Source organism: Hyphomicrobium sp., assembly GCF_035687085.1.
GTDB lineage: Bacteria > Pseudomonadota > Alphaproteobacteria > Rhizobiales > Hyphomicrobiaceae > Hyphomicrobium_B.
The window spans coordinates 97,737-124,417 of sequence record NZ_DASRYS010000020.1 but is presented as its reverse complement, the minus strand read 5'-3'; the positions used below and the strand labels follow the sequence as shown (position 1 = coordinate 124,417).

The window sequence follows — 26,681 nt, the reverse complement described above, 5'->3', positions numbered from 1 at the left end:
AGGAACCCGTAGACGTGATATCGCCGGTGCTATCAATCGTGAGCGCGCCCGACTGAGAATCGGCACGGATACCGGGCCCATAACTCTGAATGTTGCCGTTGCTGGTGACGCTAACGGAGCTGCCGCTGGAGTTTCGCGCTGTGATGCCCTCGCTCCCCGACGACGTGATGTCGCCCGTGCTGTCGACCGTGACCGCGCCGGAGCCGGAGAGGGCATAAATTCCTTGTAACGCAGCCTGGATGTCGCCGGTGCTGGTCACCTCGACGTCGCCTTGGCCCTCACTGATGGCGAAAATTCCCTGCTGGGTAGCCGACGTTACATCGCCCGTGCTGATGACCGAAATCGCACCGGGGCCGGTGACAGCATAAATGCCTTGTAACGCAGCCTGGATGTCGCCGGTACTCTTCACCGCGACATCGCCTTCGCCATCACTGGTCGCGAAAATGCCTCGCCCAGCCGAGGTTATGTCGCCCGTACTGCTGGCCGAAATCGCACCGTCGACGGATCGCGCGTAGATCCCTGATGTCTTGGCTTGGAGATTGCCGGCGCTGGTCACCGTGATGTCGCCGGAACCTGAACTTTCTGCGCGAATGCCGGCATTTGAATCGGACGTGACATTACCGGTGCTATCGATCGTCAGGTCACCGTCGCGGGCCCAAGCAAAAATGGCTGGGCCATAGGCTTGAATATCACCTGCGCTCGTCACGTCGATCGTCCCAGCGCCGCCCGTCCACGCCAAAATAGCGAAGGAACCCGTAGACGTGATATCGCCGGTGCTCTCGATCGTGAGCGCGCCCGACTGAGAATCGGCACGGATACCGGGCCCATAACTCTGAATGTTGCCGTTGCTGGTGACGCTAACGGAGCTGCCGCTGGAGTTTCGCGCGGCGATGCCCTCGCTCCCCGACGACGTGATGTCGCCCGTGCTGTCGACCGTGACCGCGCCGGAGCCCGAGAGGGCATAAATTCCTTGTAACGCAGCCTGGATGTCACCGGTACTTGTCACCGCGACATCGCCAGAACCTGAACTTCCCGCACGAATGCCCACACCTGAATTGGACGTCAGATTACCCGTGCTGTCGATCGTTACGCCGCCATCACCGGCGCTCGCAAAAATAGCATCGCTCGAGGCCCGAATATCGCCTGCGCTCGACACCTCGATAGTGCCGGTGTCGGACGTCACCGAGAAAATACCGAAGCCCGTGGACGTGATATCGCCGGTACTATCGATTGTGATCGCGCCCGACGAAGATAGGGCGGTGATGCCGGAACTAGCGGCCTCAATACTGCCGTTGCTGGTGATGCTGATGGGGCTGCCGCCGTAATTTCGGGCCACGATACCTGCGCCAGCCGCCGAGGTGATATCGCCCGTGCTCGTAATCGAGACCGCGCCGTCGGATGATGATGCGTAGATCCCCGATGTCTCGGCCTCGATATTGCCGGCACTGGTCACCGTGATGTCGCCAGAACCTGAACTTTCTGCGCGAATGCCTGCACCTGAACTGGATGTGAGATTGCCCGTGCTTTCGATCGTCACGGCGCCGTCAGCGGTCCCAACAAAAATGGCTTCGCCCAAGGCGCGAATATCGTCGGCGCTGGACACCTCGATCGTCCCGCTCTCGAACGTCACCGCCAAAATGCCGAAGGAACCCGTAGACGTGATATCGCCTGTACTATCGATCGTGATCGCGCCCGACGTAGATAGGGCGAGGATGCCGGGACCAGCGGCCTCAATACTGCCGTTGTTGCTGACGCTGATGGGGCTGCTGCCGTAGCTTTGCGCACTAATACCCGCACCGTCGTCCGATCTGATGTCGCCCGTGCTGCTGACAGTCACCGCACCAGTGCCAGAGACCGCATAGATACCGTGGGAAGCAGCCTCGATATCACCGCGGCTGGTCACCGCGACGTCGCCAGAACTTGAACTTCCCGCACGAATGCCCACAGCTGTATCGGACGCCAGGTTACCCGTGCTGTCGATCGTTACGTCGCCATCACCGGCGCTCGCAAAAATAGCATCACTCGAGGCCCGAATATCGCCTGCGCTCGACACCTCGATTGTGCCGGTGTCGGACACCAACGCGAAAATGCCGAGGGCCCCCCGAGACGTGATATCGCCGGTACTATCGATTGTGATCGCGCCCGACGAAGTGACGGCGGCGATGCCGGGACTAGCGGCTTGAATACTGCCGTTACTGGTGACGCTGATGGGGCTGCCGCCGTAATTTCGGGCCACGATACCTGCGCCAGCGGCCGACGTTATATCGCCGGTGCTATCAACCGTCACGGAAGTGGCTGAGACGGCATAGATGCCGTGCCCCTCGGCCTGAATGTCACCTCTGTTTATGATGCTTATACTGGCCGTTTCAGACAGGGCGGAAATGCCCGCACTGCTATCGGATGTGATGTCGCCCGTGCTGTCGACAGTCACCGTACCATCGGCTCGGACATCGATGCCATTATCTTCAGCCTGGATGTCACCCTGGTTGGTGACGCTGACCGCGCCCTGAGACAATGCGTAAATGCCAACTCCCGCGATCGAGGTGATATCGCCGGTACTATCGATTGTGATCACACCCGACGTGGATCGCGCGCGGATACCGGCGCCAGTGCTCTCAATACTGCCGTTGTTGGTGACGCCGATGGAGCCGCTGCCATAGTTGCGCGTCCAGATGCCGGAGCCCCGGGCGGACGTAATATCGCCCGTGCTGTCAACCGTCACGGAACCCGTGGCTGAGGTCGCACGGATGCCGTCCTCCAGGGCCTGAATCTCACCCTTTTGGGTGACGCTGGTAGCGCCAGCTTGAGACGCGGCAAGGATGCCGCGGCTGTTATCGGAGGTGATGTCGCCCGTGTTGTCGATCGCCAGACCCGCGCCTGCGATCGCATAGATGCCCCGTTGCGCGGCCTGGATGTCACCCCTGTTGATCACGCTTACGGTGCTATTCAGGGACCCCGCTGCAATACCTTCCCCACCGCTCGAGGTGAGATCGCCTGTGCTGTTGATGGTGATCCTGCCGGCATACGAGCCAACAGAAATGGCGCCGCTCTGGCCTTGGATATGGCCGGCATTGGTGACATCGATCGTGTCGGTGCCCGAGGTCCGCGCGAAAATACCGAACCCTCCGGCGGAAATGTCGCCGGAATTATCGACGGTGACAGCGCCTGATTCCGTTACCGCGCGAATGCCATCAAAACTGGCCTCGATGCTTCCGTTGCTGGTTACGCTCACAGCAGAGGCGCCCAGATTCCATGCATAAATACCCGTGCCACCGGCCGTAATGTCGCCCGTGCTTTTGACCGTTACGGCGCTGACAAACGAGCTTGCGTCGATACCATTGAGCGCAGCCTCGATGTCGCCGCGGCTGGTCACGCTCACATCGCCGCCAGCGAGAACTTCAATGCCTGAATCGCTCGTGGACGTGATGTCGCCGGTGCTATCGATCGTCGCCGTACCCGCGAATGAGAAGACTTCGATGCCTTGTAATGCAGCCTGGATGTTGCCGCTGCTCGTCACCTCGATGGCGCCGTCACCAGTGTTGCCCGCGAAAATTCCACGTTCGGCTGTGATATTTCCTGTGCTATCGACCGTTACGGCACCCGTTTGGGATTGGGCATAAATGCCATCCTCCTGGGCCTCGATGTCACCCCGGTTGATGATGTTGATGTCGCCAGAACGGGTACTGAGCGCGAAGATGCCTATCCCCGCGCTTGCGCTGAGATCGCCCGTGCTTTCGATTGTGATCGCGCCGGAAGACGAGCCAACAGCAATGGCCCGATCCTCGGATTGGATACTGCCGTAATTGGTAACACGGATCGTGCCCGTCTCCGACGTCCGGGCGTGAATGCCGACCCCTGCAGTTATCTTGCCGGAGCTATCGACCGTCACCGCGCCCGAGCCCGCCACGGCCCGAATACCGGAGTAATTAGCGTCAATGCTGCCTGCGCTGGTTACGCTGACAGCACTGTCCCCGTCGTTTCGGGCATAAATTCCCGTGATGCCTCGCGTAATATCTCCTGTGCTGTCGACGGTCACCGCGCCAGCGCTCGAAATGGCGTAGATACCCGTCATCACAGGGCCAATGTCGCCCGTACTCGTAATCGCGACCGCACCGTCGTTTGAGACCCCCACGATTCCCGAGCTGCTCGTGCCCGAGGTCGTGATCGCGAAGTTGCCAGTGTTGCTGTTGATCGTAACGTCGCCTGATGACGCGAAGCGGATGCCGTCCACATCGTCCTCGGGCGTGATGTCCGCAGTGAGATTGTTCACGTTGAGCACGGTGTATGGGGCGCCGGCGGCGACGCCGCCCGATACGTCTCCTGAGCACGTAACCGTCGTACCCACGACAGCGCTGCACGGAGCAGCGGGCGGCACGACCTGGGCGCGTGCCGAGCGGCCGTACCCGGCGAGGAGCGCCCCGGCAGCCGCAGAGCCCAGCAGCATACGGCGCCAACTCTCAGAGGCGGAAAGCACGCCTAAGTTGAACGACGCGTCAGGCCCCGCCTTCGCTTTATCGCCTTTATTTGAGGCTGCAGGCTGACGAACGACCCTCGCTCGGACCGCGAATTTGCCCCGGCCCTTCCTTAATTCCATCACATTCCTAAACGGCGATCATTTAATCAGTATTCGGAGTTATGCTCTCCAATCTGAACAACGCTAACCTTCCGCCTGCGTTCGCAAAACCCTCCCTGTGCACATCAGCGGGACTTTCACTCTCCGCATGTGCCCATGAGACCACAGACCGGTTCACATCGCGGCTAACGTGCCGTACGGTTCAGAAAAATGGGGGCCATAATGACTAATCGACAGGCAGCATGATCAATCAGCAATCAGAGACCAGCCTTGCTTCGGACACCGAGGGTTCTTCCGACACCGCAACCTCCCCGCAGCAGCACGCAAAACCGCCCGTCGCCATCTCTTGCACGCGCGGGTTTCCCGATTGGCTCCTGCGCAACAACGTGAGTCTGGCGTTCACGTCCTATCAAACGGGCAGGTTGTATTTGGTCGGCGTCAACGCGAAAGGGCAAATGTCCTTCCACGAGCGCTACCTCGCGCGCGCCATGGGCCTGACGGCCGATCCTCAAAGGATTTTGGTCTCTACGCTGTTCCAGGTGTGGCGCTTCGAAAACGTGACGCAGCCGGATGCAGGCAATACCGGAGCCCATCCTGACCGGCACTACATCCCGCGGATCGCCCACACCACCGGCGACCTCGACATTCACGACATGGGCATCATGGCGGACGGCCGCATCGTGTTCGTCAACACGCTGTACTCCTGCCTCGCCACGTTGAGCCCCACGCATTCGTTTCGCCTTTATTGGAAGCCGCCGTTCATTTCCAAGCTGGCGGCCGAGGACCGCTGCCATCTCAACGGCATGGCGATGAAGGACGGAATACCCGCGTATGTGACGGCGACCAGCCGCAGCGATATCGTCAACGGCTGGCGCGACAGGCGTGCGGAAGGCGGCTGTCTGATCGACGTGAGGAGCGATGCCATACTCACGGAAAAGCTCTCCATGCCGCATTCACCGCGCTGGTACGAGGGCCGCCTGTGGGTTCTCAACTCCGGCACCGGGCAAATCGGCACGATCGATATCGAAACGGGCACGTTCGAGCCGCACGCCTTCTGTCCGGGCTTCCTGCGCGGATTGGCCTTCCACAACGGACACGCCATCGTAGGGCTGTCACAGCCGCGTGCAGGCACGTTCTCCGGCCTCGCACTCGACGACGAACTTAAAAAGCGCGATGCCGATCCCTGGTGCGGCGTGCAGGTCGTGAACCTTGCCACCGGCGATATCGTCGAGTGGATCAAACTTGAAGGTGGCGTCACCGAATTGTTCGACGTCGCCGTGATCCCCGGCGTGCGCTGGCCCGTCGCCACCGGCTTCTTGAACGAGGAGATCCACAAGAACGTCACCTTCGAGGCGTGACGCCCACAGCCTCGAACTGATCAATGATGGTGAACGCTTAGATCTACTTCAGCTCGATCCAGACAGGGGCGTGATCGCTTGCGCCTGGGCGTCCACGAACGCTGCGGTCGACGCCCGCTCGCCTGAGCTTTTTCGCAAGCGGTGGACTGAGAAGGATGTGATCGATTCTGAGCCCGGCATTGCGGCCAAACGAATTTCGCCAGTAGTGCCAGAAGGTGTAAATTCGCTCGTCCGGATGCAGTACCCGAACGGCATCCGTCCAACCTTGAGCGACGAGCTTGTGATATGCGGTACGCACTTCGGGGCGGAAGAGCGCATCCTCCTGCCACCGCTCCGGAGCGTAGACATCCTGGTCTGTCGGCATGACATTGTAATCGCCGGCCAGAACGACTGGCTTGCCGCTCGCAAGCAGCTTCTTGGCGTGTTGTGAAAAGCGTTTGAACCAGCGCAGTTTGTAATCGAATTTGGGACCGGGCGCGGGATTGCCGTTCGGAAGGTAGAGGCAGCCAACTGTCATCTTACCGGCTTGGCATTCGATATATCGGCTGTGTAAGTCGTCCGGTTCTCCCGGAAGACCACGGCGCGTCTCCTCAGGTTTGAAGCCGCGCGCGAGAATTGCAACGCCGTTCCAGCTTTTCTGGCCATGCCACACCGCGCCATAGCCGGCTTTGGCCAGCGCAGCTTCGGGAAACTTCTCATCCGTCGTTTTGAGTTCTTGCAGACACGCGATATCGGGCTGCGATTCATTCAGCCAACGCAAGAGACCATCGAGCCGCCCGTTGATGCCGTTGACGTTATAAGTGGCGATCTTCACTCCGCCCTCTTGCGCGTGGCGACATTCTGGGAGCGATTGGAAGCGGCTCGGGTGCAGCGACGTGGGTCGAAACCATCCGAGTTATTTCGGCTTCTTCACCTCGCGGTTGGTGAAGCGCGCGTTGCCAAGTCCGGTTCCGATCGTCAGGACCGCCCAATGCTCGCGATCTTGCATATGGGGCAATTCGCTCAACCCCTGAACGACGGCGTCGTTATGCATAACGATCATCGTTTCGAATCCGCCGATCTCGCCGAGCTTTTCCTTGATGCTGCTGGGCAGATGGAAGCGGCTGCTTTCCCAATTTCCAGGAAGATTCTGGCCTCCGCGATCGATCGAGCCATCCTCACGGATGATGCCCGGGCAGCCAATGCCGATGACCGGCGCCAGCGCAAGTTTCTCTTTGCCGTTCCAGCGAATTTGGCCTTCGAGCATTTTCACCAGCCGCGCAACAGCACCCGACCTGTCCGTCTCTTCCGCCGCGTGGCACCAGATCTCTGAGTTCACCACTTTGCTCTTCACGAGATCCCGCGATTTTCCGATATTCAGCTCAACAGTGCCAACCCGAATGTTGGTGCCGCCGATGTCAACGGCGAGCATCGTGTCGTGCCCCTTGAGCATCCAAGGCGGCAGCAGATGCGCAGCACCGAGCAAGCCCGCATCGTCGGGATCATTGTGTATCATTTCAAGGTCGACCTTGATGTGATCGGCCTTGAGAATGAGGCCTGTGCGGCCAGCCACCAACTCTCCTAGACGGCTGCCGCGAAACCCGCCGCCGATCACGATGGCTTGAGTATCTTGCCATTCCTTCGTCTTCATAAAGCGCCGGATGACGTCCGCGAATTGCTGCGAGAATTCCTCAACGGCGCTCTGGACGATGCCCGCAGCGTCCGGGTCGCCCTTTTCCAGCTCATCGACAAGCTGCTTCTTTGTCAGTTCCTCTGTCGTCGTTTTGCCGAAGGGATCCTGGCCGGTCTTCCGCAGCGCTTTGCGCCACTTCTCTACGATGTCCCAGAACGCGCCTTTGCTCGCTTTGTCGCCGATGAACCCATCATCGTCGCGCACCTCGATGTTGTAACTATCCACCGTGACACTGGGCAGAGTGACAGCGCCATGTGTGGGCAGGTCCATTTTTGACGCGGATGGCTTGTCCATGGTTGTCACTGCTGCATAGGTCCAAGATGAGGTGTGAAGGAACGTTTCGCCTGGCGGGATCGCCGGGAAAAGCGGAACATTTGTCTATGACCCGGCTGGGGGGCCTGGGCTCCGATAAAGACGCTGATTGGTTCGTTAAAGTTCCTATGACGGCAGCTAAGCCGCGCTATCGGCGGCGACGTTTCGATGGATCTCAGGACGCGATCCGTGGCCGAGTTCACGTTCTGGAGGCTCCTCAAAGTCCGGAAAAAGCGATCTTAAGCTTGTCTTAAGGTGCATCGGATTGGAGGAGCCGGGGGTGCTGCAGGAGTTGCTGCCCTGAAATCATCAAAGGGCAGGAACGCATGTGGATCGTTCGGTACGCGATCAGCCATCGCCATAGCATCGGAGTGCTTGCGATGCTTCTGCTGCTCGTCGGCGTGATGTCGGCGCGTCGCATGTCGACCGACATCCTCCCGGCGGTCAACATTCCTGCGATCAACGTCATCTGGACCTATCAGGGGCTCAATCCTCAGGAGATGGCGAGCAAGCTGACATCGTTCAGCGAACTCGCGATCATGAACAACGTCGATAATCTTCGCGAGGTCCGCTCCGAAACGATCAACGGCGTCGGGATCATCCGGGTCTCCTTTCAGCCAGGCACCGATGTGACGAATGCGTTCGCCCAGGTGACATCGGTGAGCCAAACCATCCTCCGGCGAATGCCGCCCGGAACGAGCCCTCCCCTGATCGTGCCGTATGTCCCCTCTAGCGTACCGATCCTGCAGCTCGTCCTCGCCTCCGATACGCTGTCGGACGGCGCGCTCTACGACTATGCGCGGCTTCAACTCCGCGCGCAGATCCAGTCCATACCCGGGATCCGGCTGACGCTGCCGTATGGCGGCGCGTCGCGTCAGGTCATGATCGATCTCAAGCCGGAGGCGCTGCAGGCGTATGGCATCTCGCCGAGCGACGTCGCGCGGGCCACGGCCACGCAGAACCTGACGCTTCCCTCCGGCGCACTTCGCATCGATACCCGCGAAATCACCATCACGACTAACGCCAGCCCCGAGCAGGTCGCAAGTTTCGCCGATCTTCCTTTGCGATCCGTCGATGGGCGCGTGATCCGCGTCTCCGACGTTGCGAGTGTGCGAGACGGACAGGCCGTCCAGAGCAATATCGCCCGGCTCGATGGGCAGAACGCCGTCATGGTCTCGATTTTGAAGCTGGGCGACGCCTCGACGCTCGGCATCGTCGAGCAAATCAAAGCGCGCATGGGAGAGCTGCAGGCCGCCGCGCCCGAGGGCGTGACCATCGCGCCGGTCTTCGATCAGTCCCTCTTCGTCAGCCGCGCGATCGATAACGTCGCTATCGAGGCCATCATCGTCGGTCTCCTTGTGGCCTTTGTGGTCCTCGTGTTCCTCGGAAGCTGGCGGTCGTCGCTCATCGTTCTCACCTCCATTCCACTCGCACTTCTTGCCTCCATCGCCGGACTGGCGGCGACCGGCAATACGTTCAACCTAATGACGCTCGGCGGCTTGATGCTCGCCATCGGCATCCTCGTAGACAATGCACTCGTTGAGATTGAGAACATCAACCGGAACCTCGAAGCAGGGATTCCGCTGCGCGACGCAATCCTGAAAAGCGCCAGCGAAGTTGTCTTTCCGGAGTTCGTCTCGACGGTTGCGATCTGCATCGTCTTCTCCCCCCTCTTCATGCTGACCGGCATCGCAGCCTTCGTCTTTGTGCCGTTGGCGCTCGCGGTTGTGTTTGCAATGGCCGCATCGTTCATACTGTCGAGAACGCTGGTGCCATCACTCGCTTCGCTCATGTTGAGCGCGCATGATCCTCATCAGCCGCACCGGCCGGGTCTCGTTTCACGCGCCGTTGAAAGCGGCCTCTCCTTCCTCGAACGGCGAATAGCGCGTATCGCGCAGTTCTTGCTCGCCTGGAAAGTGCTTCCAGTTGCCGGCCTCGTCTTCGCGCTCGGGCTTGGTACGTTCGCTGGCACGAACGTCGGCCGTGAGTTCTTTCCGGAAGCGGATGCCGGCATGATCCGCCTCTATGTCCGCGCGCAAACAGGGCTCAGGCTGGAAGAAACCGCGCGCAAGTTTGCCGAAGTGCAGCACGAAATTCGCAGCATCATTCCCGAGCGCGAAGTTGGCTTCATCGCTGAGACCATCGGAAGTCCGGAGCCGATCAATCTCGCGTGGGTCGAAAGCGGAGTCATCGGCTCCTTCGACGGCGAAATCCTCGTGCAGCTTGCAAGTCCGCACGCGCCGACTGCGGGATACGTCAGCCGAATTCGTCAAAGACTGAAAGAGCGCTTCCCTGATCTGGCGTTCTATTTCCGCCCCGCAGACGCGACGGCGCAAACGTTGGCGGCCGGCACACAGACGGCAATCGAGGTGCGCGTGATCGGACGTGATGTGACGGGCAATGCCGAGATCGCGCGCGATCTGATGGCGGGCATGGAGAAGATCCCCGGCGCCGTTGACGTCACACCGCGGCAAGTGCGCAATCTGCCGTCCTATTATCTCGAAATCGACCGGGTGCGTGCCCTGCAGCTTGGCGTGACGCCACAAGATGCGGCAACGGCGCTCCTGGCTGTTCTCGGCGCCTCCGGAACCGTGTCGCCGAATTTCTGGAGCGACCCCAATCAGGGCATGGCCTATACGGTTCAGGTCGTCGCGCCGCCCGCAAATCTGACGTCTCTGGAGCAGCTGCTCAATACGCCTGTCAGAACCGCAAACAACGATCAGCAAGTCACGCTCAGGTCGTTTGCCACCTTGCAGCTTAGAACATTGGCCGCCAACATCGATCGTGTAACCTTGCAGCCAATGACGACTCTTTTAGCCAACACGGAAGGCCGCGATCTCGGCGGCGTCTATCAAGACGTGGAACGTGCGGTGGATGCAGTGAGGCCGCGCCTGAAGCCCGGCAACCGTATTGAAATCGCCGGTCAGGCTCAGTCGATGGCGCAGGCCTACGGCGAAATGATTTCCGGTTTGATGATGGCCGCCGTGTTCGTCTATCTCGTTATGGTCGTGAATTTCCAATCTTGGCTGATGCCGCTCATCGCCATGGGCGGCCTGCCCGTGGCCATATCAGGAGCCATGTTTGCGCTTTACGTGACGGGGACACCGCTGTCCGTTCCGGCTCTTACGGGTCTCATCATGGTGATCGGCGTCTCGACCGCCAACAGTGTTCTGGTCACCAGCTTTGCGCGTGACCGCCTGCACGAGGGCGAAACGCCTGTTCAGGCGGCGCTCGATGCCGTTCGAACGCGGCTGAGACCGGTGCTGATGACGGCGACCGCAATGATCGTGGGCATTCTCCCGATGGCGCTCGGCCTCGGCGACGGCGGCGAACAGAACGCGCCGCTCGGCCGCGCGGTCGTCGGCGGGCTTTTGTTTGGCACCTGCGCGACCTTGACGTTCGTACCGTTCCTCTTTGCAACCCTGATATCATTGCGTTCGCGCCGGACGACAGATCGGTCACATGCCGATAGAGACATCGACGTTTCCCTTACGATTGCAAAAAGTGCAGGAGCACATTGAATGGCCTCGAAGAAGTTTATCGTTGCGACCATTCTCCTCGCTTCGTGCGCCGGTGCGGGCGCATGGACAGTCCGGGAAGGTGGCGCTGCGGGGCTCCTCGCGAAGGCAAAGGAGCTGGTTGGCTGGAAGCGTGTGGCCGAAGCAGCCGATGGCGCCTCGCGTGAAGGAAATAAGCCAGCCCTGCGAGCGGTGCGTATCTTCAAACCCGATCCGGCTTCAGGAACGTCCACGCTCACACTCTCCGCGCGTACGGCGCCAGCGGAGCAGGCCTACATCTTGTCTCGCGTGAACGGCGTTATCGCCGAGCGGAAAGTCGACATCGGCGATCGCGTGAAAGCCGGTGACGTACTCTTGCGCATCGAGGCGCCCGAGGTTGATCAGGAGCTGATGCGCGCGCGCGCTGCCGCCCGCCAGATCGAAGCCCGGCTCACCCTTGCAAAATTAGAACTTGAGCGCGCGGAGGCCCTGGTGCCGAAGGGTCATGTCTCGGTCCAAGTTCGCGATGCGCGATATGCTGCGAAGCTGACGGCCGAGGCAGATCTCGAAGCGGCCCATGCCGAGGTAAAGCGGCTCGAGGAAATTCAAAGTTTCCAGACTGTGCGAGCACCCTTCTCCGGCACAATCATCGCGCGCCAGGTGGAGCGCGGCAACAAAGTCACGGCCAATCAAACGCAATCCGAAGGTTATCTGCTCCGGATCGGCCGCCTCGACGAACTGCGGCTTGAAATCGACGTCCCGCAATCGGCTTCTCTCAAGGTGAGCGCCGGGACCCGGGCCAGTGTCGTGTTTGCGGAGCTTCCTGGCGAAACGTTCGCCGCCAGCGTCGGCCGTGCATCGGGCCTCATCGATCCGTCCTCAGGCACCATGCGCGTGGAATTCCTCATGGCAAATCCTGAGGCCCGCATTCCTGCGGGGTTGATTGGCCAAGTGAAGATCGACGTGAGCGGGGCTAAGGGTTCCGTGCTGGTGCCGACCAACACGATCGTGACGCGCGCGGGCCGCCAAGTCGTTTTCGTCGTCGACAATCAGAACCAGGTGCGCATCAAGCCTATCGTCGTTGATCGTGATCTGGGTGAGCGCGTCGTCGTCTCGTCGGGCCTGAGCAGCGAAGATCGCGTCATTGTCAGCCCGAATGCGCTTCTCCGCGAGGGTGACAAGGTCGATGTTCAAGCCAATAAGGACAAAGGTATCAGCTGATGCTGTTTCGGGCTGAGGGCACACACCGCCGCAGGTCACCGGACTTCTTAAACCGGCCTCGAGCGGTATCTAAACGATGCCATGACGGTGGATGCACCGGAAACGCGTGAGAGGCACCTGAGCGCTTTGCGCTGAAGCAGAGGATGAGAATGTCTATGCGGATCCTCGTGGTCGAGGACGATACCATTCTGCTCGATGGTTTGCAGGTGGGATTGAATCTCAGCGGCTTCACCGTGGAGGCCGCGGCCTGCTATGCCGACGCCGAGACCGCGTTGCGCGCGGGTGAGTTCGATGCGGTCGTGCTCGATCAGATGTTGCCCGACGGTTCCGGTTTGGACCTGCTCGGAGCGTTGCGGCAGCGCGGAAACAACGTTCCCGTGCTCCTGCTGACAGCGCGGGACACTGTCATCGACCGGATCACGGGACTCGATGCCGGGGCTGACGATTATCTCGGAAAGCCGTTCGACCTCGATGAAGTGGCTGCTCGTCTGCGGGCCCTGATCCGGCGCGCTGCCGGGCGCGCGACGGAAACGATCGCCTGGCGGGATATCGTGATCGAGCCCGCATCGATGACCGTCAGGAAAGCCGGCGATCAGGTCCGCCTCTCCCGCCGCGAGTTCTCCATTCTGAAAGTTTTGATGGACCGCCCCGGCCAAATACTCTCCAAGCGCCAGCTTGAGGAAAAGCTTTACGGCTGGCAGGAGGACGTCGAAAGCAACACGGTCGAAGTCCACATCCATCACTTGCGCGCCAAGCTGGGAAATCAGGTGATCGAGACCGTGCGCGGCATCGGCTATCGGCTTTACGAGGACGCATCATGAAGTCGATCCGGGCACGCCTGTTCCTCATTCTCATGCTGATGACGGGAGGCGCTTGGACGGGTGCTGCTTGGTGGATCTATTTCTGTACGAGCGCCGAGATCGAGCACGCGCTGGATGCGCGCCTGATCGAAGCGGCGAGAATGGTGAACTCGCTCATCACCAATCAGGAGAAGCACCAGGACCGCCAAGAGCCAGGCTCACTTAACGCCGCCGCCAGCCGCACGCTTTATGAGCGGCAGCTCTCCTGTCAGATATGGGCCCTCGACGGCTCGCTCGTGGGGCGTTCGGATGATGCACCCGACACGCCGCTGACCGCGCATGCGTCGGGATTTTCAGAGAGCAGCGTCGGCGGCGAACGCTGGCGTGTTTATGCCGTTGAGAACCAGGCCGCCGGAATTCGCGTGCTTGTGGGCGACAGCTTGCGCGTGAGAGAGCGCCTCGTCACTGGCGTGATAAAGAGGCTTTTGATCCCTCTCCTGCTAATCGCTCCGATCATGGCAGCGCTTATTTGGTTGAGCGTAGGCCGCGGCCTTGCTCCGTTGAACCGGATGGCGCACGCGCTACAGAGGCGCAGCGCATCCGATCTCAGTCCACTCGTCGGAGATGCAGCCCCGTCCGAAATCCGGCCGGTCATCAAATCGCTCAATGGCCTTTTTGATCGCGTCACCGCGGCACGCGAGCACGAGCGTAACTTTACGGCCTTCGCCGCTCACGAACTGCGAACGCCGATAGCGGGTTTGAAAGTCCAGGCCCAAATCGCGCTTTCGAGCGAAGATGCCGCCGTGCGCAACAATGCACTTCGCCAGGTTGCGTCCGGCGTCGACCGCACATCGCGCCTACTGCGGCAGTTGATGGACATCACCGCAGCGGAATCGAGCGAAGTCTATCCACCAGAGGATGGCATCGATCTTCGCAAGAGCCTGGAAGGCGTCGAAGAGCAACTCCGCTATCAGCTGTCGCAATCAGCAAGCGTCCAGTTCGATCGCAGTCTCGACGGTATTCGGCTGAACATAGATCCCATTCTGTTTGGGATGGCCGCTCGCAATCTTCTCGAAAATGCCCTCCTTCACTCGCCACCTTCAGGAATCGTGCGCTGTTCGGCCGAGCGAGAGGGTGACACCGCGATTATCCGTATTGACGACGACGGCCCCGGCATACCCGCGGACGAGCTTGCCAGCGTGCGGGATAGCTTCTTTCGAGGACGCAATCGGAGCGCGATTGGAAGCGGACTGGGTCTCACGATCGTGGATCTTGCGCTCAACCGTGCCAAGGGAAGTCTCACGCTTGCAAACCGCGCGGAAGGCGGCCTGCGAGCGGAGCTTCGCATCGCAATTTTCAAACCTCGCGTCGATACCCGTGATCCAGAGTCACAACGGGCCGGAACGGCGTATGCCTTTGGGCCCAGCGCAATAAAGACGTAGCACGCCACGGCACACATCGAGCAGGATGAATGCATGCAACGCCGCGCTGTTCGAGGGTGGCGGCGAGAGGCTGCATGCCGGCACGGCTCCGCGGAACGAAGCGAGACGCCTCTGCACTGCGATCCACGGACTTAAGGTTACCTTAAGCTAGCAAGGGCTCATGGCATTCAGCGCTGGCGCCGCCATCCGCTGGCGCAACGATCCAACGCTTTGCGTGACCCCCGCTAGGGTACACCCCCCGTCCCCTAGCGGCTTTACTCCGCCACCGGTTTTCAGGACCGGTGGCGGAGCGTCGGACGAAGTCCGCTGCATCAAGCATCACGGTCGCTAATCTAATCTGATTTGATTTCTATGACCGCGTCCGCCAAGCGCCGGTAAAGATCGCGCCACCGCTTCAGCGGCCACCAGCTATAGAGAAACGTCTCGATCGGCTTCCAATTCGCGACCCAGCCCACCAGAATCAGACTTTCGGTAATTAGGCTCGCCATCGGCCCGGAGCCCAGATACTTGCGTGCCATTTGACTGCCAATGAGGCACGCCGCCAATACCAGGATGCCGATCACGAGATAGCGCCGGCCGTTGTGAAAGAGCTCGTTGAGTTCCCGCTGCTGCATCGCGGCTCGGTACGCGAAATAATGCACCAGCGCGGTGCTCAGACCGCGTTCTTCTGCTTTTCGAGCTTCGTCTTTCGGAAGATGCACGATGATGCGAAGCGGCACATCGGCAGGAAGCTCACGCGCCCAGCCAACGATGTATTCTTCGGCATCGCTATCGAGATCGCGTTCGTGAAATGGCGAAGGATCGAATGAATTGAAGATCTGAGCAAGCTCGCGCAGTCGAACCTCGATGACAGCGTGCTCCCTTGCCAAAGCTTTCCTCGCGAGTCTGGTGATTGGGCTACGCAGCACTAAACGTCAAATGCCACCTCTCGGGCATTCCGCTGACCCAATGCTATCAAGCGCTTAACGGCGCTTGTTCGATCAAACGATATGTATTCATCAAGCTCGACGGCAGGGCCGCACAAACCAGTGGTTCGCGCATTCGCCGTCTGGACGACCGACGATGCCGCGTCGGGATGCGCGTTGCTGCCCCCGTGGCGTTGGAACCCTGGACCCGCTGATTACGAGACAACGCGATTTCCAACAAAATCAATGCTGTTTTACGATCTCATGCCGTGAAGAGGCTTCGTCCGCTTTACAAAATATCGAACCGTGGTCGCTTAAGGGGGGATCAGCAGAGCTTCGATCACCCGGCACACCACGTCCACTTCTGACACGAAACAGAAATCACTCGCCGTTCGGCTGACCAAGCCGGGCGCGGAGGCGTGGCACAGCCCAGTCGATGAAGGCCCGCAGCTTGAGTGGCACGAGGCGGCGCGATGTATAGAGAATATTCACCGGCCAAGGCGTCGGCTCGAACTCCTCCAAAAGTATCTCGAGTTGTCCAGCCCGCCTTGCTTCCTCCATCTTGTAGGACATCACGCGCGTGATGCCCACTCCGGCGATTGCAGCAAAGATCGCCGCCTCAGACGAGTTGACGTCCATCTTGGATTTTACCGGGACAGCAATGTGGTCGCCTCCCTTCGTGAATTCCCACCTCGGATTCGATGGCAGACTATCGATGTTGATGCATTCGTGCTCGGAAAGGTCCTCCGGCTTTTGCGGCCGTCCGTGCGCGGCGAGATACCTGGGACTTGCGCAAACGACGTTGCGTATGGACCCGACCCGCGTCGCGATCATGCTGCTATCGCGGAGTTCGCCGATGCGGATCGCCACGTCGATGTTTTCGTCAATCAAGTTGACGATGCGGTCGCTCAACAAAAGCCGTAGATGAATCGCCGGAAACGCCGCCATGAATTCGAGCGCTATCGGCAGCAGATGCATATGCCCGAGAGGGCTAGGCGCGGTCACAACCAGCTCACCCATTGGAATGCGATACTCGCCTGACGCATCCCTCTCGGCTTCATCGACCTGCTCGACGATGCGCTTACAGGCGGCCATGTAGGAGCGGCCGGCATCGGTCAGCATCAATTTGCGCGCAGGCCGCTTGAGGAGCTGGGTCTTCAGATGGGCCTCAAGCTCGGCGACCTTGCGGCTCACAGTCGCCAGAGGCATTCCGAGACGTCGCGACGCCTCCGAGAAGCTCCCTGCATCCACAATAGCTATGAAGACGGACATCGCGTCGAGCCGATCCATCGGCGTTCGCCTTCCAATTATTGAGAACGGTATTCCGAATTTCGCGGATTGCAGAAAGCATTGTCAAACTTCATCATTGTTATTGTCGACCCTCATGAGACCCGTCGTGCCAATTCATACGCGTATTGGAATTCTGGCCGGCCCTATTTGAATGCTGCTCGCGCCAAGGACGCGCAGGGAATTGTGTAATCATCCGTTTGAACTCTTTAGTGATTTCGTAATGGCGCAAAATGGAGCCCTTTGAACTTTCCAGGCGCGGCTTCTGCATGTGCTGCATCGGGGCCGCACAAGCTGGCCTGGCGGGCTGGCTCACTCCGCGTGCCGCCTATGCCGAGGCGCGAGGGCTCGTCAGCCTTATTAAGGATAGCGCCGCCACCTCCCCGATCAATGTCCATAAGCTTCGGGGCAATATCTCTGTCCTCGAAGGCTCCGGCGGCAACATAGCAGTTCTGACCGGAACTGACGGCAAAGTGCTGATCGACGCCGGCATTCGGGTATCCCAGCCGCAGATAAGCAAGACGCTTGCGAACCTCAGCGCCGACCCGGTTGCACATCTCGTAAACACGCACTGGCACTTCGATCATGCCGATGGCAACGAATGGCTGCACGCAGCAGGTGCCAAGATCATCGCGCAGGAGAACACGCGCAAGTACCTATCGCAGGTACAGCGCGTCGATGACTGGGACTATAATTTTCTCGCCCTCGGCCCGGGTGGAATTCCCGAGGACGTTTTCGCGACTGATCTCACGCTGAAACTCAATGGATCGACCATTGCGCTCAAGTATTATGGTCCGGCACATACCGACAGTGACATCTCGGTGCACTTCGCCGAAGCGGACGTGCTGCACGTCGGCGACACCTTCTGGAATGGTGTTTATCCGTTCATCGACTATTCGACCGGCGGCAGCATCGCCGGCATGATCGCGGCTGCCGATGCCAACCTCGCTCTCGCAACGGATAGCACGATCATTATCCCCGGTCATGGCCGGCCGGTCAGCAATAAAGCTGAAATGAAAGACTTCCGCGACATGCTCGTTGCGGTTCGCGAGAACGTCTCGACACTGAAGAAGCAGGGCCGTTCAAAAGAGGAGACGGTCGCAGCCAAGCCAACGGCTGCATTCGACAGCAAGTACGGCCAGTTCGTCATCGATCCGGGATTCTTCACCCGCTTGGTCTACGAGGGCACCTAACCGGGCTCTCTCATTCATCGACGAGGAGATAGGTGATGTATTCCCATGCTTGCCGCTACCGAGATTGGCTGACGCTGGCCGCCTTTCTACTGACCGCCGGATTTGCCGAAGCGGCATCGCCCGTTACGCACTACCGAACGGCAGAGATCGGCGGCGTCAACATCTTCTATCGCGAAGCCGGTCCTGCCGATGCGCCTGTCGTGCTTCTCCTGCACGGATTTCCAACGTCTTCCCACATGTTCCGCAATCTGATCCCGGCACTCGCGGACCGCTATCATGTGATCGCGCCGGACTATCCGGGCTTCGGCCAGAGCGCGGCGCCCGATCATAAGCAGTTTGCATACACGTTTGCTCACTATGCTGATTTGATTGATGGCCTAGCCGACAAACTCGGTGCTAAGCAATACGCGCTCTACCTGATGGATTACGGCGCACCGGTTGGCTATCGGCTGGCACTCAAGCACCCGGAGCGCGTCACGGCACTCATCATCCAGAATGGCAATGCCTACGAGGAGGGTCTCAAGAAATTCTGGGACCCGATAAAGGCCTATTGGGCAGACGGCTCCGAGGCGCATCGTGAGGCGCTGAGCTTCCTCGTAAAGCCTGAGACGACAAAGTTTCAATACACAGATGGCGTCAGCGACGTGACGCGAATAGATCCGGACAACTGGGGCCACGATCAGGCGTTGCTCGATCGCTCGGGCAACAAAGATATTCAGCTGGATCTCTTCCTCGATTACGGAACGAACGTGCCGCTCTATCCGAAATTCCAGCAATTTTTTCGCGAGCGCCAGCCGCCCGCGCTGATCGTTTGGGGTAAGAATGACACCATTTTCCCAGCTGACGGCGCCTATCCCTACAAGCGCGATTTGCCCGATGTCGAATTCCATCTTCTCGATACCGGCCACTTCGCGCTCGAGGACAAGGCTGATACGATGGTCCCCCTGATCCGAGATTTTCTCGATCGCAAGGTCGGCGCAAAATGAGAAGCGTCTGGAATGGGAATGAACCCGAACGATTGACCGAGTACTTTCGAAGAAGGTGACGGCATGACCCCGCGATCCTCTTCCGACCTCACACACATCGTCACCGCATTCGGCGAGAAGCCGAATTTCAAGATCGGGGACGAGGTCCGCGTCGCCGACAGGTCGCCCATCGGACATTATCGGGTACCCCGCTATCTGCGCCGAAAGCACGGACGCATCGAGGCCGTGATCGAGCCGGCCTTCGTCGACAATGAGGAGGAAGGCTTCGGCCGCAACGCCGGATCCCGCCGGCACTACTATCGCGTGGCATTCCAGATGACGGAACTCTGGCCCGGTTATGACGGCTCGCCCAAGGATGGGTTGCGGATCGAAGTTTTCGAAACCTGGCTCGAAAGGGTGTGCCCATGACGCATGCGGATCATGAGACCGAACATCATGCACACGATCATCAACATGCCGAGGTTAGCGAGCCCCAGCAGCCCAGCTATTACGACATGCTCGAGACAGCCATTCGAGAACTGCTTATCGAACGAAAGTATTTCGGTGCCGACGAGATCAGGCGGCAGATCGAAGTCCTCGATTCCCGAACGCCAGCGCTTGGCGCCAAGGTCGTCGCCCGCGCTTGGGTCGATCCCGGCTTCAGAAAACGGCTTCTCGCCAATGGTCGCACGGCCTGCGAGCAGGACTTCGGCATCAGCTTCTACGACGACACGGAGCTGATCGTTCTGGAGAACACGGACAAGGTTCACAACCTCATCGTCTGCACCCTTTGCTCCTGCTATCCGCGCCCGGTTCTTGGTCTGCCGCCCGATTGGTACAAACTGAAGCCCTATCGAGCCCGCGCCGTGTCGGAGCCGAGAAAAGTACTCGCCGAATTCGGGACCATCATTCCCGACGATGTCGAAGTTCGGGTGAGCGACTCCACAGCGGTTGTTCGCTACCTCGTGCTGCCGAAACGCCCGGAAGGCACGGAGAATTTCACCGAAGACGAACTGGCCGGCCTCGTCACACGCGATACGATGATCGGCGTCGTCGAACCCAAGCTGGAAATTCGGAGTGCGGAAGGATGACCGATAGTTCCGAACTGGTGAAGCGCCTACCGAACGACATCGGGGGCTTACCCGCCGACCCAATCAAGCGCACAGACCACGAACTCGAACCTTGGGAAAAGCGCTGTCACGCGCTGGCCGACGTTCTCGACTTTCACAAGATCATCAATACCGAAGAGAAGCGCTGCGGGGTTGAGGCACTTGGAACCGATATGGTTGGAAACCTCAGCTACTACGAGCGATGGATCGTTGCGTTCGCCAACATCCTTTTCCGCAAAGGCATTCTGACGCCGACGGAGGTCGCTCTCAAAATGAAAGAGGTCGAGGCGCGATATTCAACCCCGAACTAGGCTGCCCTCATGCTGGCGACCAAAGCGAAAGACGTTGGCGCACCGGCTACGCCGGCAATTGTGGGCCCGTGGTCGCTCATCGCGATCCCCAAAATGATCCCTGGGGAATTAGGCGAGGCATCATGGACATCCTGCTGGACGACGGTCGACGAAAATATCCCAAGTCGAAATTGCTTGCGTCGTCCGCCGGTCGCAGCTGGTCAAACATATCGGCCGAACTGCGCTCGCATCCGGCCGGCCGAATTGAGTCCGTTGTCCAGACCAATGTCGAAATCATTATCGCAATAGACGGGGCGGACGACGCGTGTGTTCGCCGGACCGCAGCGCAGCGGCATGAACAGGCCCTTGCCTCCACGGGGACGATCTGGCTGGCGCCGATCGGTATCGGCGATGAGGAAATCGAAATCACCGCACCTCTACCGAAAGCCTTGCATTTGTATCTGGCGCCCCGCCAGTTCAATCTGCTGGCCGACCAATTCAACCTCGCGCGTTCGGCAGTTCATTCAATCCAATATTTGGGGGGCTTGCGCGACGAACTCATAAGGGAGATCGGATTGTCAGTGCTTTCCGAGTTGAATGAGGAGAGCGCCACGAGCACTATGCTGGTCGAGACCGCCTCCGCCATGCTTGCCGCGCGGCTGTCCCACAGCTATGCCGACCGCCGGCTCCATGAACATATAACGGGGCAAGTGCATCGACTCGACAACGCCAGGCTGCGCCGCGTTCTCGATCATATCGACCAGCATCTGGAAGACGATATCACCGTTTCGAATTTAGCTGACCTTGCCAACCTCAGCGTCTTTCACTTCACGCGCATGTTCGCCTCGGCAGCCGGCGCGCCCCCACACAGGTACGTCAGCCGCCGCCGGCTTGAACATGCGATGGCCATGCTCGCTGCGGGCAAGCTCCCGTTGAGTGAGATCGCGCACAGAACTCGCTTCTCGTCTCAAGCGAGCTTCAGCCGTGCATTCCTGCGAGCCACCGGAATGAGCCCGGGCGAATACCGTCGCCTCGTCCGCTCGTAAAGCCCGAGGCAGCAAGCTCGGTATAGATTACAGCAGGGCCGGGAAAGACACTCATCGAGATACACTCTCATAATGCAGCCGGCCGGCCTCCCCGGTTGAGGCAGCCTCATGCGGCCTCATGTCCCCCGCCAATCTCCCGGACAGCCTCGTCTTAGGCGCCGCAACCCCCGGAGCGATTCATGACCCGTATTCCTAAACTCATCGCCCTGATCATCGGAGCAACCCTCATGACACAGACTGTCACAGCAGCACCCAACGTCGCGACCGACCCGCGCATCGAGCCGGCGGTCCGCTCGTTCCTGGTTGAGATCAACAAGGACAGCAGTTTTTTCTGGGAGCTGCCGCAGCCGAAGCCCCAGGACATCATCACGGAGCTTCAATCGAAGACCAAGGTGGACATGTCGGGAGTAACGACCACTGAGCAGACCATCACTCAGGACGGCAAGACCGTGAAACTCTTTATCATGAAGCCGGAGAATGTGAGCGGGAAGCCCGGCGTGCTGCTGTTCATTCATGGGGGTGTTTGGCTCGTCGGCAACTTCCAGAACCATCAGCGCCTGTTGCGCGACCTCGTCGTCGGCTCCGGGCAGATCGGTGTATTCGTGGAGTATACGCCCCTGCCCGCTGCGAAATATCCGACCCAGCTCGATGAGAGCTACGCCGCGCTCAAGTGGGTTTCCGAAAACGCCGGGGAATTTGGCGCGGACGGTACTCGCATCGCGGTTGCTGGAAACTCGGTGGGTGGCAACATGGCAGCTGCGCTGACCCTCATGGCCAAAGACCGCAACGGGCCCGCAATCAATTATCAGATATTGTTCATTCCGGCGACCGATGCGAGCGTTGATAGCGAGTCGTATCACGCGTTCGGAAACGATCGCTTCCTGTCTCGCGCCTTCATGAAGTACGGCTGGGACCTTTACGCACCCGCAGGCAAGTTGCGAGATAATCCCTATGTGTCACCGCTCCGCGCAACCAAAGAACAATTGAAGGGGCTGCCTGCTGCTCTCGTCATCACGGCGGAGAACGATCCGCTCCGTGATGAAGGTGAGGCTTACGCTCACAAACTGTTAGAGGCTGGGGTGCCCGTCGTCGCCACGCGTTACAATAGCACGATCCATTTCGTTCTGCTGAACGCTATCCGTCACATTCCATCCACCGAAGCCGCCATCGCCCAAGCCAGCGAGGGTCTACGCCAGCATCTGGCTCCGCAATAACATTGAACGCATCGCTTGGTATCCGCGCCATGAATACCGGCGCCGATACCAGCGATCATTCTTTTCCTATCAAACCATCCCAAGACTGGATTTCCGCCCCTGGCCCAGTCGGAACTCAGGGCCGGCGCATCCCCACTCTTCCGGCCTTTGTAGGACCGCCCGGCGCCGGCACGTCACCCGGCTTCACAACCCTTCTCCGAAAGGAAGCTCATGTCACGCCCGCCCCTCCCGCCATTTAACGAACAGACTGCAATCGAGAAGGTCCGCCTAGCCGAGGATGGCTGGAACACGCGCGACCCTGCGAAGGTCGCGACGGCGTACAGTGTCGATACGCGCTGGAGAAATCGCGCGGAGTTTTTGAACGGTCGAGCTGAGGTGGAGGCATTCCTCACGCGCAAATGGAACCGCGAACTGGACTACAGGCTCATCAAGGAGTTGTGGACATTTGCGGGCAACCGCATCGCGGTACGCTACGCCTACGAATATCACGACGATAGCGGCCAGTGGTTCCGAGCCTACGGCAACGAGAACTGGGAGTTCGCCGGCGATGGGCTCATGCGCGCGCGCCACTGCAGCATAAACGAGCAACCAATTCCGGAAGCGGCTCGCAAGTTCCGCTGGGCGCTCGGCCGGCCGGCCAGACGACCATCCCCCACTCAGTCATTTTGGCTTCTAATTTCGCATGACGACGAAAGTGACGTGATCGATTTTGAACTTGATGTGCGCGCTCCGTTGGCGATCGGGATCACTGCGCGCCCAATCACCCGCCGCCAGGAGCATGATGCCCACCTAAATGACTGACGCGGAAATCGACGCGGCGCGTCGTCCGATTTCAGCTTGAGAGCTGTATGGATCGCAGGTGGCGCGATATCTGCAGGCACGGTTAAGCCACGCACCTGAAAGCGAAGAGGACCTTCGCTCGGGCGTCGAGGCGTACGCTCGCTCAGCAGCCAAGCCGGCTTTGGTGCGTTCGCTAATCAGCGAGCGTTCGAATTCGGCCAGAGCAGCCAACATATGAAAAGTAGAGCGGCGCGCAGCTTTGCGCAGTTGCGTCGCCGGCGCGCTCAAAAAACTTCCCAAAAACTTATCCCCGCCCTTTCCGCCGCCCGTATCTTCACGCGTGGGAGCCTTGTTGTGGAATTAGCATGTTCATGAACGATACGCCGAACCTTGCACTGCCCTACATCTTGGCCGCTCAGGCGCAGAAGCATGTCACGCATAACGAGGCGATCCGCGCCCTCGATTGCCTTGTGCAGCTTTCCGTCGAAAGCCGGGCGCTGTCGGCGCCGCCTCCGTCCCCGGCGGAAGGCGCGAGATATATCGTCGCCGCTTCCCCGACCGGCGCATGGTCCGGAAACGCCGGAAAGATCGCAGCCCTCCAGGACGGCGCATGGGCGTTCTACGCACCGAAGGAAGGCTGGGCCGCCTGGGTCGCTGCCGAAAGCGCGCTCGTCATCCATGCCGCGGGAGCGTGGTCGCTGTACGCGGGTTTAGGGGGCGGCGGAGGCCTCTCAGCACCCGTCGGGAACGCCAGTCTCGCCAACATGGCGAACGGCACGATCAAGGGACGCACCTCCTCCGGAAGCGGCGCGCCCGAAGACCTGACCGGAGCGCAGGCGACGGCGCTGCTCGATGCCTTCACGGGTTCGGGCGCAAGCCACAAGAAGGGTCTCGTGCCGGCGCCGGGCTCGACGGCCGGAACGGCCAGATATTTGCGCGAAGACGGATCGTGGGCCGACCTTTCGAACGTTCCGCTCGCCGGCGTGAACACGACCGCGGACGCGACGAACAAGTTTGCGGTCAAGAGCGCCGCGACGCTCTTCGACAACGCCGGCAACGGCCATCAGCAGAAGATCAACAAGGCCGCCGCAGGCGACACCGCGAGCCAGCTCTATCAAACGAACTATTCCGGCCGCGCCGAAATTGGCCTGACGGGAGACGATGATTTCCATTTCAAGGTGAGCCCTGACGGCTCGTCATGGAAAGAAGCGATCAAAATTGATCGCAGCACCGGGAAAGTTTCGTTTCCGCAGAGCGGCGGCCCGCGCGAAGTGCTGACCGCCAACCGCACGTACTATGTCCGGCCCGATGGCACCGATACCAACTCGGGCCTTGCGAATTCATCCGGCGGCGCGTTTCTCACGCTGCAGAAAGCGTGGAACAACCTTCGCGCGCTTGACCTCAACGGGTTCGTCGTCACGATACAAATCGCTGACGGCACTTACACTGCGGGGCTTTCAACTGGTACGCCTGGCGTGGGTATTGGCAACGGTAACGTCGTTTTCCTGGGCAATGTAACGACGCCAAGCAATGTGCTGATCAGTGCGTCCGGACCCTGCTTCTCGGTCAGAGCTGGCGCTGATATATCGCTAGCTGGGCTAAAGATGACATCTTCTGGCTCGGCATGCGTTGAGGCGTCCATCAACTGCGTCGTTCGCGTTACCGCTCCTATCGAATTCGGATCGGCGGCTGCCTCTCATATCCTCCTTCAGAATAACGCCGTCTTTAATGTCGGCGCGAATTACACAATCAGTGGTGGAGCCCAGGCTCATGTAACTCTGGATACGGGGGGCAAGTACACAGCCTCTGGAAGAGCACTGACAATCACCGAAGCACCCGCGTTTAGCAGTGCTTTCATTTCGGCTTTGAGGACAGGCGTCGCCGTCGCAGCAGGAATGACGTTCACAGGATCTGCGACTGGGGCGCGCTACTCGGTGTCGTCAAACGCAGTGATTGATACAGGCGGCGGTGGTGCAAACTATTTACCGGGCAATTCTGCAGGATCGAGCGCGACAGGAGGGCAATACATATAATATGGTGAGTATGATAATATTTGGGGGCAGCGCAAATGGCCGGTGAATCGCTTAATCAAGTTGTATCCAATCTGGACGAGGAACCCGTCACATATGCAACCGTCCATTCAGTTAGGTACGCAAAAACCCTCCAGGCAATAGAGGTATTACCGCTATCGCACAGAGGGGCGGCTCTCGAGATCGGCTACACAGACGTTTTTCAATACGCACTCGCTCGTCGATTTGGCTTCTCGGAAGTCTGGGGGACGGACCGCGATATGATCGGCGGCAACGTCCAGACGCGTTACGAAGACATCGGCGGTGTCTCAGCCAATATCGTGAAGCTCAATCTGGAGGTGGACAAGTTTCCATTGCCTGACGGCAAGTTCGATTTCATTCTTTGCGCGGAAGTCATCGAACACATGGACGTTGATCCCATGTTTCCGATGGTCGAATTCAGCCGCCTTCTGGCGCCTGGTGGCCTTCTCTTCATCACCACGCCGAACAGCACGTCGTATGCGATGCTGGCAAAAGTGGTGAACGGGTATCGGCCGCATTTTTATATGCAGTACCAGAGGAACCGGAGTCCTTACCGCCACAATTACGAGCACGACCGCCATAGCTTGGAGGCGCTCGGAAGGGCGTCTGGTTTCGAGACGGTGAACATCAAAACCGTTGACGTCTTCGGTGGACCTCATGCTGAAGGTCTGAAAATTTGCGAGCAGTCTGGGTTCACGAAGGCGTTCAGGGGTGATTGCCTATTCTATCTCGGCAGGAAAGTATCGGACGTCATCGAGAGATTTCCGAAAGAAGTTTACGCTCCAGCATGACGAGACAAAGAACGGGCACGTCCGATGGAAATGTATGACCCAAAGTCGTGGCTTTGGATTATCGCAGGTGACACGACGTGGGCTCAGCTAAGGTCGCGTACAACGTTCATTTGTGTGGGTTGCCGCCTATCTACGGCCTTGAGGCGCTGAAAATACGGGCGCTGTTTTCCCTCTG

20 protein-coding genes and 1 pseudogene are annotated in these 26,681 nt (G+C 59.6%); 15 read left to right on the top strand and 6 right to left on the bottom strand.

Translation table 11 applies throughout. The features are described 5' to 3' along the window. The coding region (locus tag VFG26_RS16870; protein ID WP_325027197.1) for a hypothetical protein at positions 1-4,444 on the bottom strand (4,444 nt) is incomplete at its 3' end. Positions 4,445-4,815: 371 nt separating this feature from the next. Between VFG26_RS16870 and VFG26_RS16865 the strand changes: the two genes are divergently transcribed. Continuing rightward, positions 4,816-5,931, top strand: a complete 1,116-nt coding sequence (locus tag VFG26_RS16865) for a TIGR03032 family protein (RefSeq protein ID WP_325027196.1) — start codon at positions 4,816-4,818, stop codon at positions 5,929-5,931. Positions 5,932-5,974: 43 nt separating this feature from the next. Here the strand turns inward: VFG26_RS16865 and VFG26_RS16860 are convergent, their stop codons facing one another. Together VFG26_RS16860 and VFG26_RS16855 are read right to left on the bottom strand one after the other, a co-directional pair. Continuing rightward, on the bottom strand, positions 5,975-6,745 hold the full coding sequence (locus VFG26_RS16860) for an exodeoxyribonuclease III (RefSeq protein WP_325027195.1): 771 nt from the start codon (positions 6,743-6,745) through the stop codon (positions 5,975-5,977). 81 nt (positions 6,746-6,826) lie between these two features. Continuing rightward, positions 6,827-7,897 (bottom strand): ROK family protein, encoded by a 1,071-nt coding sequence (locus VFG26_RS16855; protein ID WP_325027194.1) that lies wholly within the window; start codon positions 7,895-7,897, stop codon positions 6,827-6,829. Between the two features lie 344 nt (positions 7,898-8,241). Here VFG26_RS16855 and VFG26_RS16850 point away from each other — a divergent pair, with 344 nt between their 5' ends. The 4 genes from VFG26_RS16850 (at position 8,242) to VFG26_RS16835 (ending at position 14,875) form a co-directional block, all read left to right on the top strand. Then, positions 8,242-11,436 carry an efflux RND transporter permease subunit gene (locus VFG26_RS16850; RefSeq protein WP_325027193.1) on the top strand — a complete coding sequence of 1,065 codons (3,195 nt, stop codon included), beginning with the start codon at positions 8,242-8,244 and terminating at the stop codon, positions 11,434-11,436. Continuing rightward, positions 11,437-12,633, top strand: a complete 1,197-nt coding sequence (locus VFG26_RS16845) for an efflux RND transporter periplasmic adaptor subunit (protein ID WP_325027192.1) — start codon at positions 11,437-11,439, stop codon at positions 12,631-12,633. It begins immediately after the preceding gene. A gap of 155 nt (positions 12,634-12,788) precedes the next feature. Next, a complete protein-coding gene (locus VFG26_RS16840; protein WP_325027199.1) occupies positions 12,789-13,454 on the top strand; it encodes a response regulator in 666 nt (221 codons plus the stop codon). Further along, the gene (locus tag VFG26_RS16835; protein WP_325027191.1) at positions 13,451-14,875 is read left to right on the top strand and encodes an ATP-binding protein; all 1,425 of its coding nucleotides are present in this window, start codon (positions 13,451-13,453) and stop codon (positions 14,873-14,875) included. Before VFG26_RS16840 ends, VFG26_RS16835 begins: the two co-directional genes overlap by 4 nt. A gap of 332 nt (positions 14,876-15,207) precedes the next feature. Here VFG26_RS16835 and VFG26_RS16830 read toward each other — a convergent pair whose 3' ends face one another. Next, the gene (locus tag VFG26_RS16830) at positions 15,208-15,744 is read right to left on the bottom strand and encodes a hypothetical protein (protein ID WP_325027190.1); all 537 of its coding nucleotides are present in this window, start codon (positions 15,742-15,744) and stop codon (positions 15,208-15,210) included. Between the two features lie 417 nt (positions 15,745-16,161). Further along, a complete protein-coding gene (locus VFG26_RS16825) occupies positions 16,162-17,070 on the bottom strand; it encodes a LysR family transcriptional regulator (protein ID WP_325027189.1) in 909 nt (302 codons plus the stop codon). A gap of 230 nt (positions 17,071-17,300) precedes the next feature. Between VFG26_RS16825 and VFG26_RS16820 the strand changes: the two genes are divergently transcribed. The 8 genes and pseudogenes from VFG26_RS16820 to VFG26_RS16785 all read left to right on the top strand — a co-directional run bounded on the left by VFG26_RS16820 (position 17,301) and on the right by VFG26_RS16785 (position 23,560). Further along, a complete protein-coding gene (locus tag VFG26_RS16820; RefSeq protein WP_325027188.1) occupies positions 17,301-18,260 on the top strand; it encodes an MBL fold metallo-hydrolase in 960 nt (319 codons plus the stop codon). Between the two features lie 35 nt (positions 18,261-18,295). After that, positions 18,296-19,246 carry an alpha/beta hydrolase gene (locus VFG26_RS16815; RefSeq protein ID WP_325027187.1) on the top strand — a complete coding sequence of 317 codons (951 nt, stop codon included), beginning with the start codon at positions 18,296-18,298 and terminating at the stop codon, positions 19,244-19,246. Between the two features lie 63 nt (positions 19,247-19,309). Beyond that, complete coding sequence (locus tag VFG26_RS16810; RefSeq protein ID WP_325027186.1) at positions 19,310-19,654, top strand: SH3-like domain-containing protein; 345 nt, start codon at positions 19,310-19,312, stop codon at positions 19,652-19,654. Then, positions 19,651-20,316: a nitrile hydratase subunit alpha gene (locus VFG26_RS16805; RefSeq protein ID WP_325027185.1), complete on the top strand. Its 666-nt coding sequence runs from the start codon at positions 19,651-19,653 to the stop codon at positions 20,314-20,316. Before VFG26_RS16810 ends, VFG26_RS16805 begins: the two co-directional genes overlap by 4 nt. Continuing rightward, a complete protein-coding gene (locus VFG26_RS16800) occupies positions 20,313-20,645 on the top strand; it encodes a nitrile hydratase (RefSeq protein ID WP_325027184.1) in 333 nt (110 codons plus the stop codon). Before VFG26_RS16805 ends, VFG26_RS16800 begins: the two co-directional genes overlap by 4 nt. Before the next feature lie 122 nt (positions 20,646-20,767). Next, positions 20,768-21,670, top strand: a complete 903-nt coding sequence (locus VFG26_RS16795) for an AraC family transcriptional regulator (protein ID WP_325027183.1) — start codon at positions 20,768-20,770, stop codon at positions 21,668-21,670. A gap of 227 nt (positions 21,671-21,897) precedes the next feature. Further along, positions 21,898-22,884: an alpha/beta hydrolase gene (locus tag VFG26_RS16790; RefSeq protein WP_325027182.1), complete on the top strand. Its 987-nt coding sequence runs from the start codon at positions 21,898-21,900 to the stop codon at positions 22,882-22,884. A 210-nt stretch (positions 22,885-23,094) separates the two neighbouring features. Further along, positions 23,095-23,560, top strand: a pseudogene (locus VFG26_RS16785) (DUF1348 family protein). Between the two features lie 113 nt (positions 23,561-23,673). Here VFG26_RS16785 and VFG26_RS17655 read toward each other — a convergent pair. Beyond that, positions 23,674-23,952 carry a recombinase family protein gene (locus tag VFG26_RS17655; RefSeq protein ID WP_414653326.1) on the bottom strand — a complete coding sequence of 93 codons (279 nt, stop codon included), beginning with the start codon at positions 23,950-23,952 and terminating at the stop codon, positions 23,674-23,676. Positions 23,953-24,035: 83 nt separating this feature from the next. On the opposite strand from VFG26_RS17655, the gene VFG26_RS16775 reads away from it, so the two are divergent. Both VFG26_RS16775 and VFG26_RS16770 read left to right on the top strand, forming a co-directional pair. Continuing rightward, positions 24,036-25,697 carry a DUF2793 domain-containing protein gene (locus tag VFG26_RS16775; protein WP_325027181.1) on the top strand — a complete coding sequence of 554 codons (1,662 nt, stop codon included), beginning with the start codon at positions 24,036-24,038 and terminating at the stop codon, positions 25,695-25,697. 35 nt (positions 25,698-25,732) lie between these two features. After that, positions 25,733-26,506: a class I SAM-dependent methyltransferase gene (locus VFG26_RS16770; protein WP_325027180.1), complete on the top strand. Its 774-nt coding sequence runs from the start codon at positions 25,733-25,735 to the stop codon at positions 26,504-26,506. The last annotated feature ends 175 nt before the right edge of the window (positions 26,507-26,681 follow it).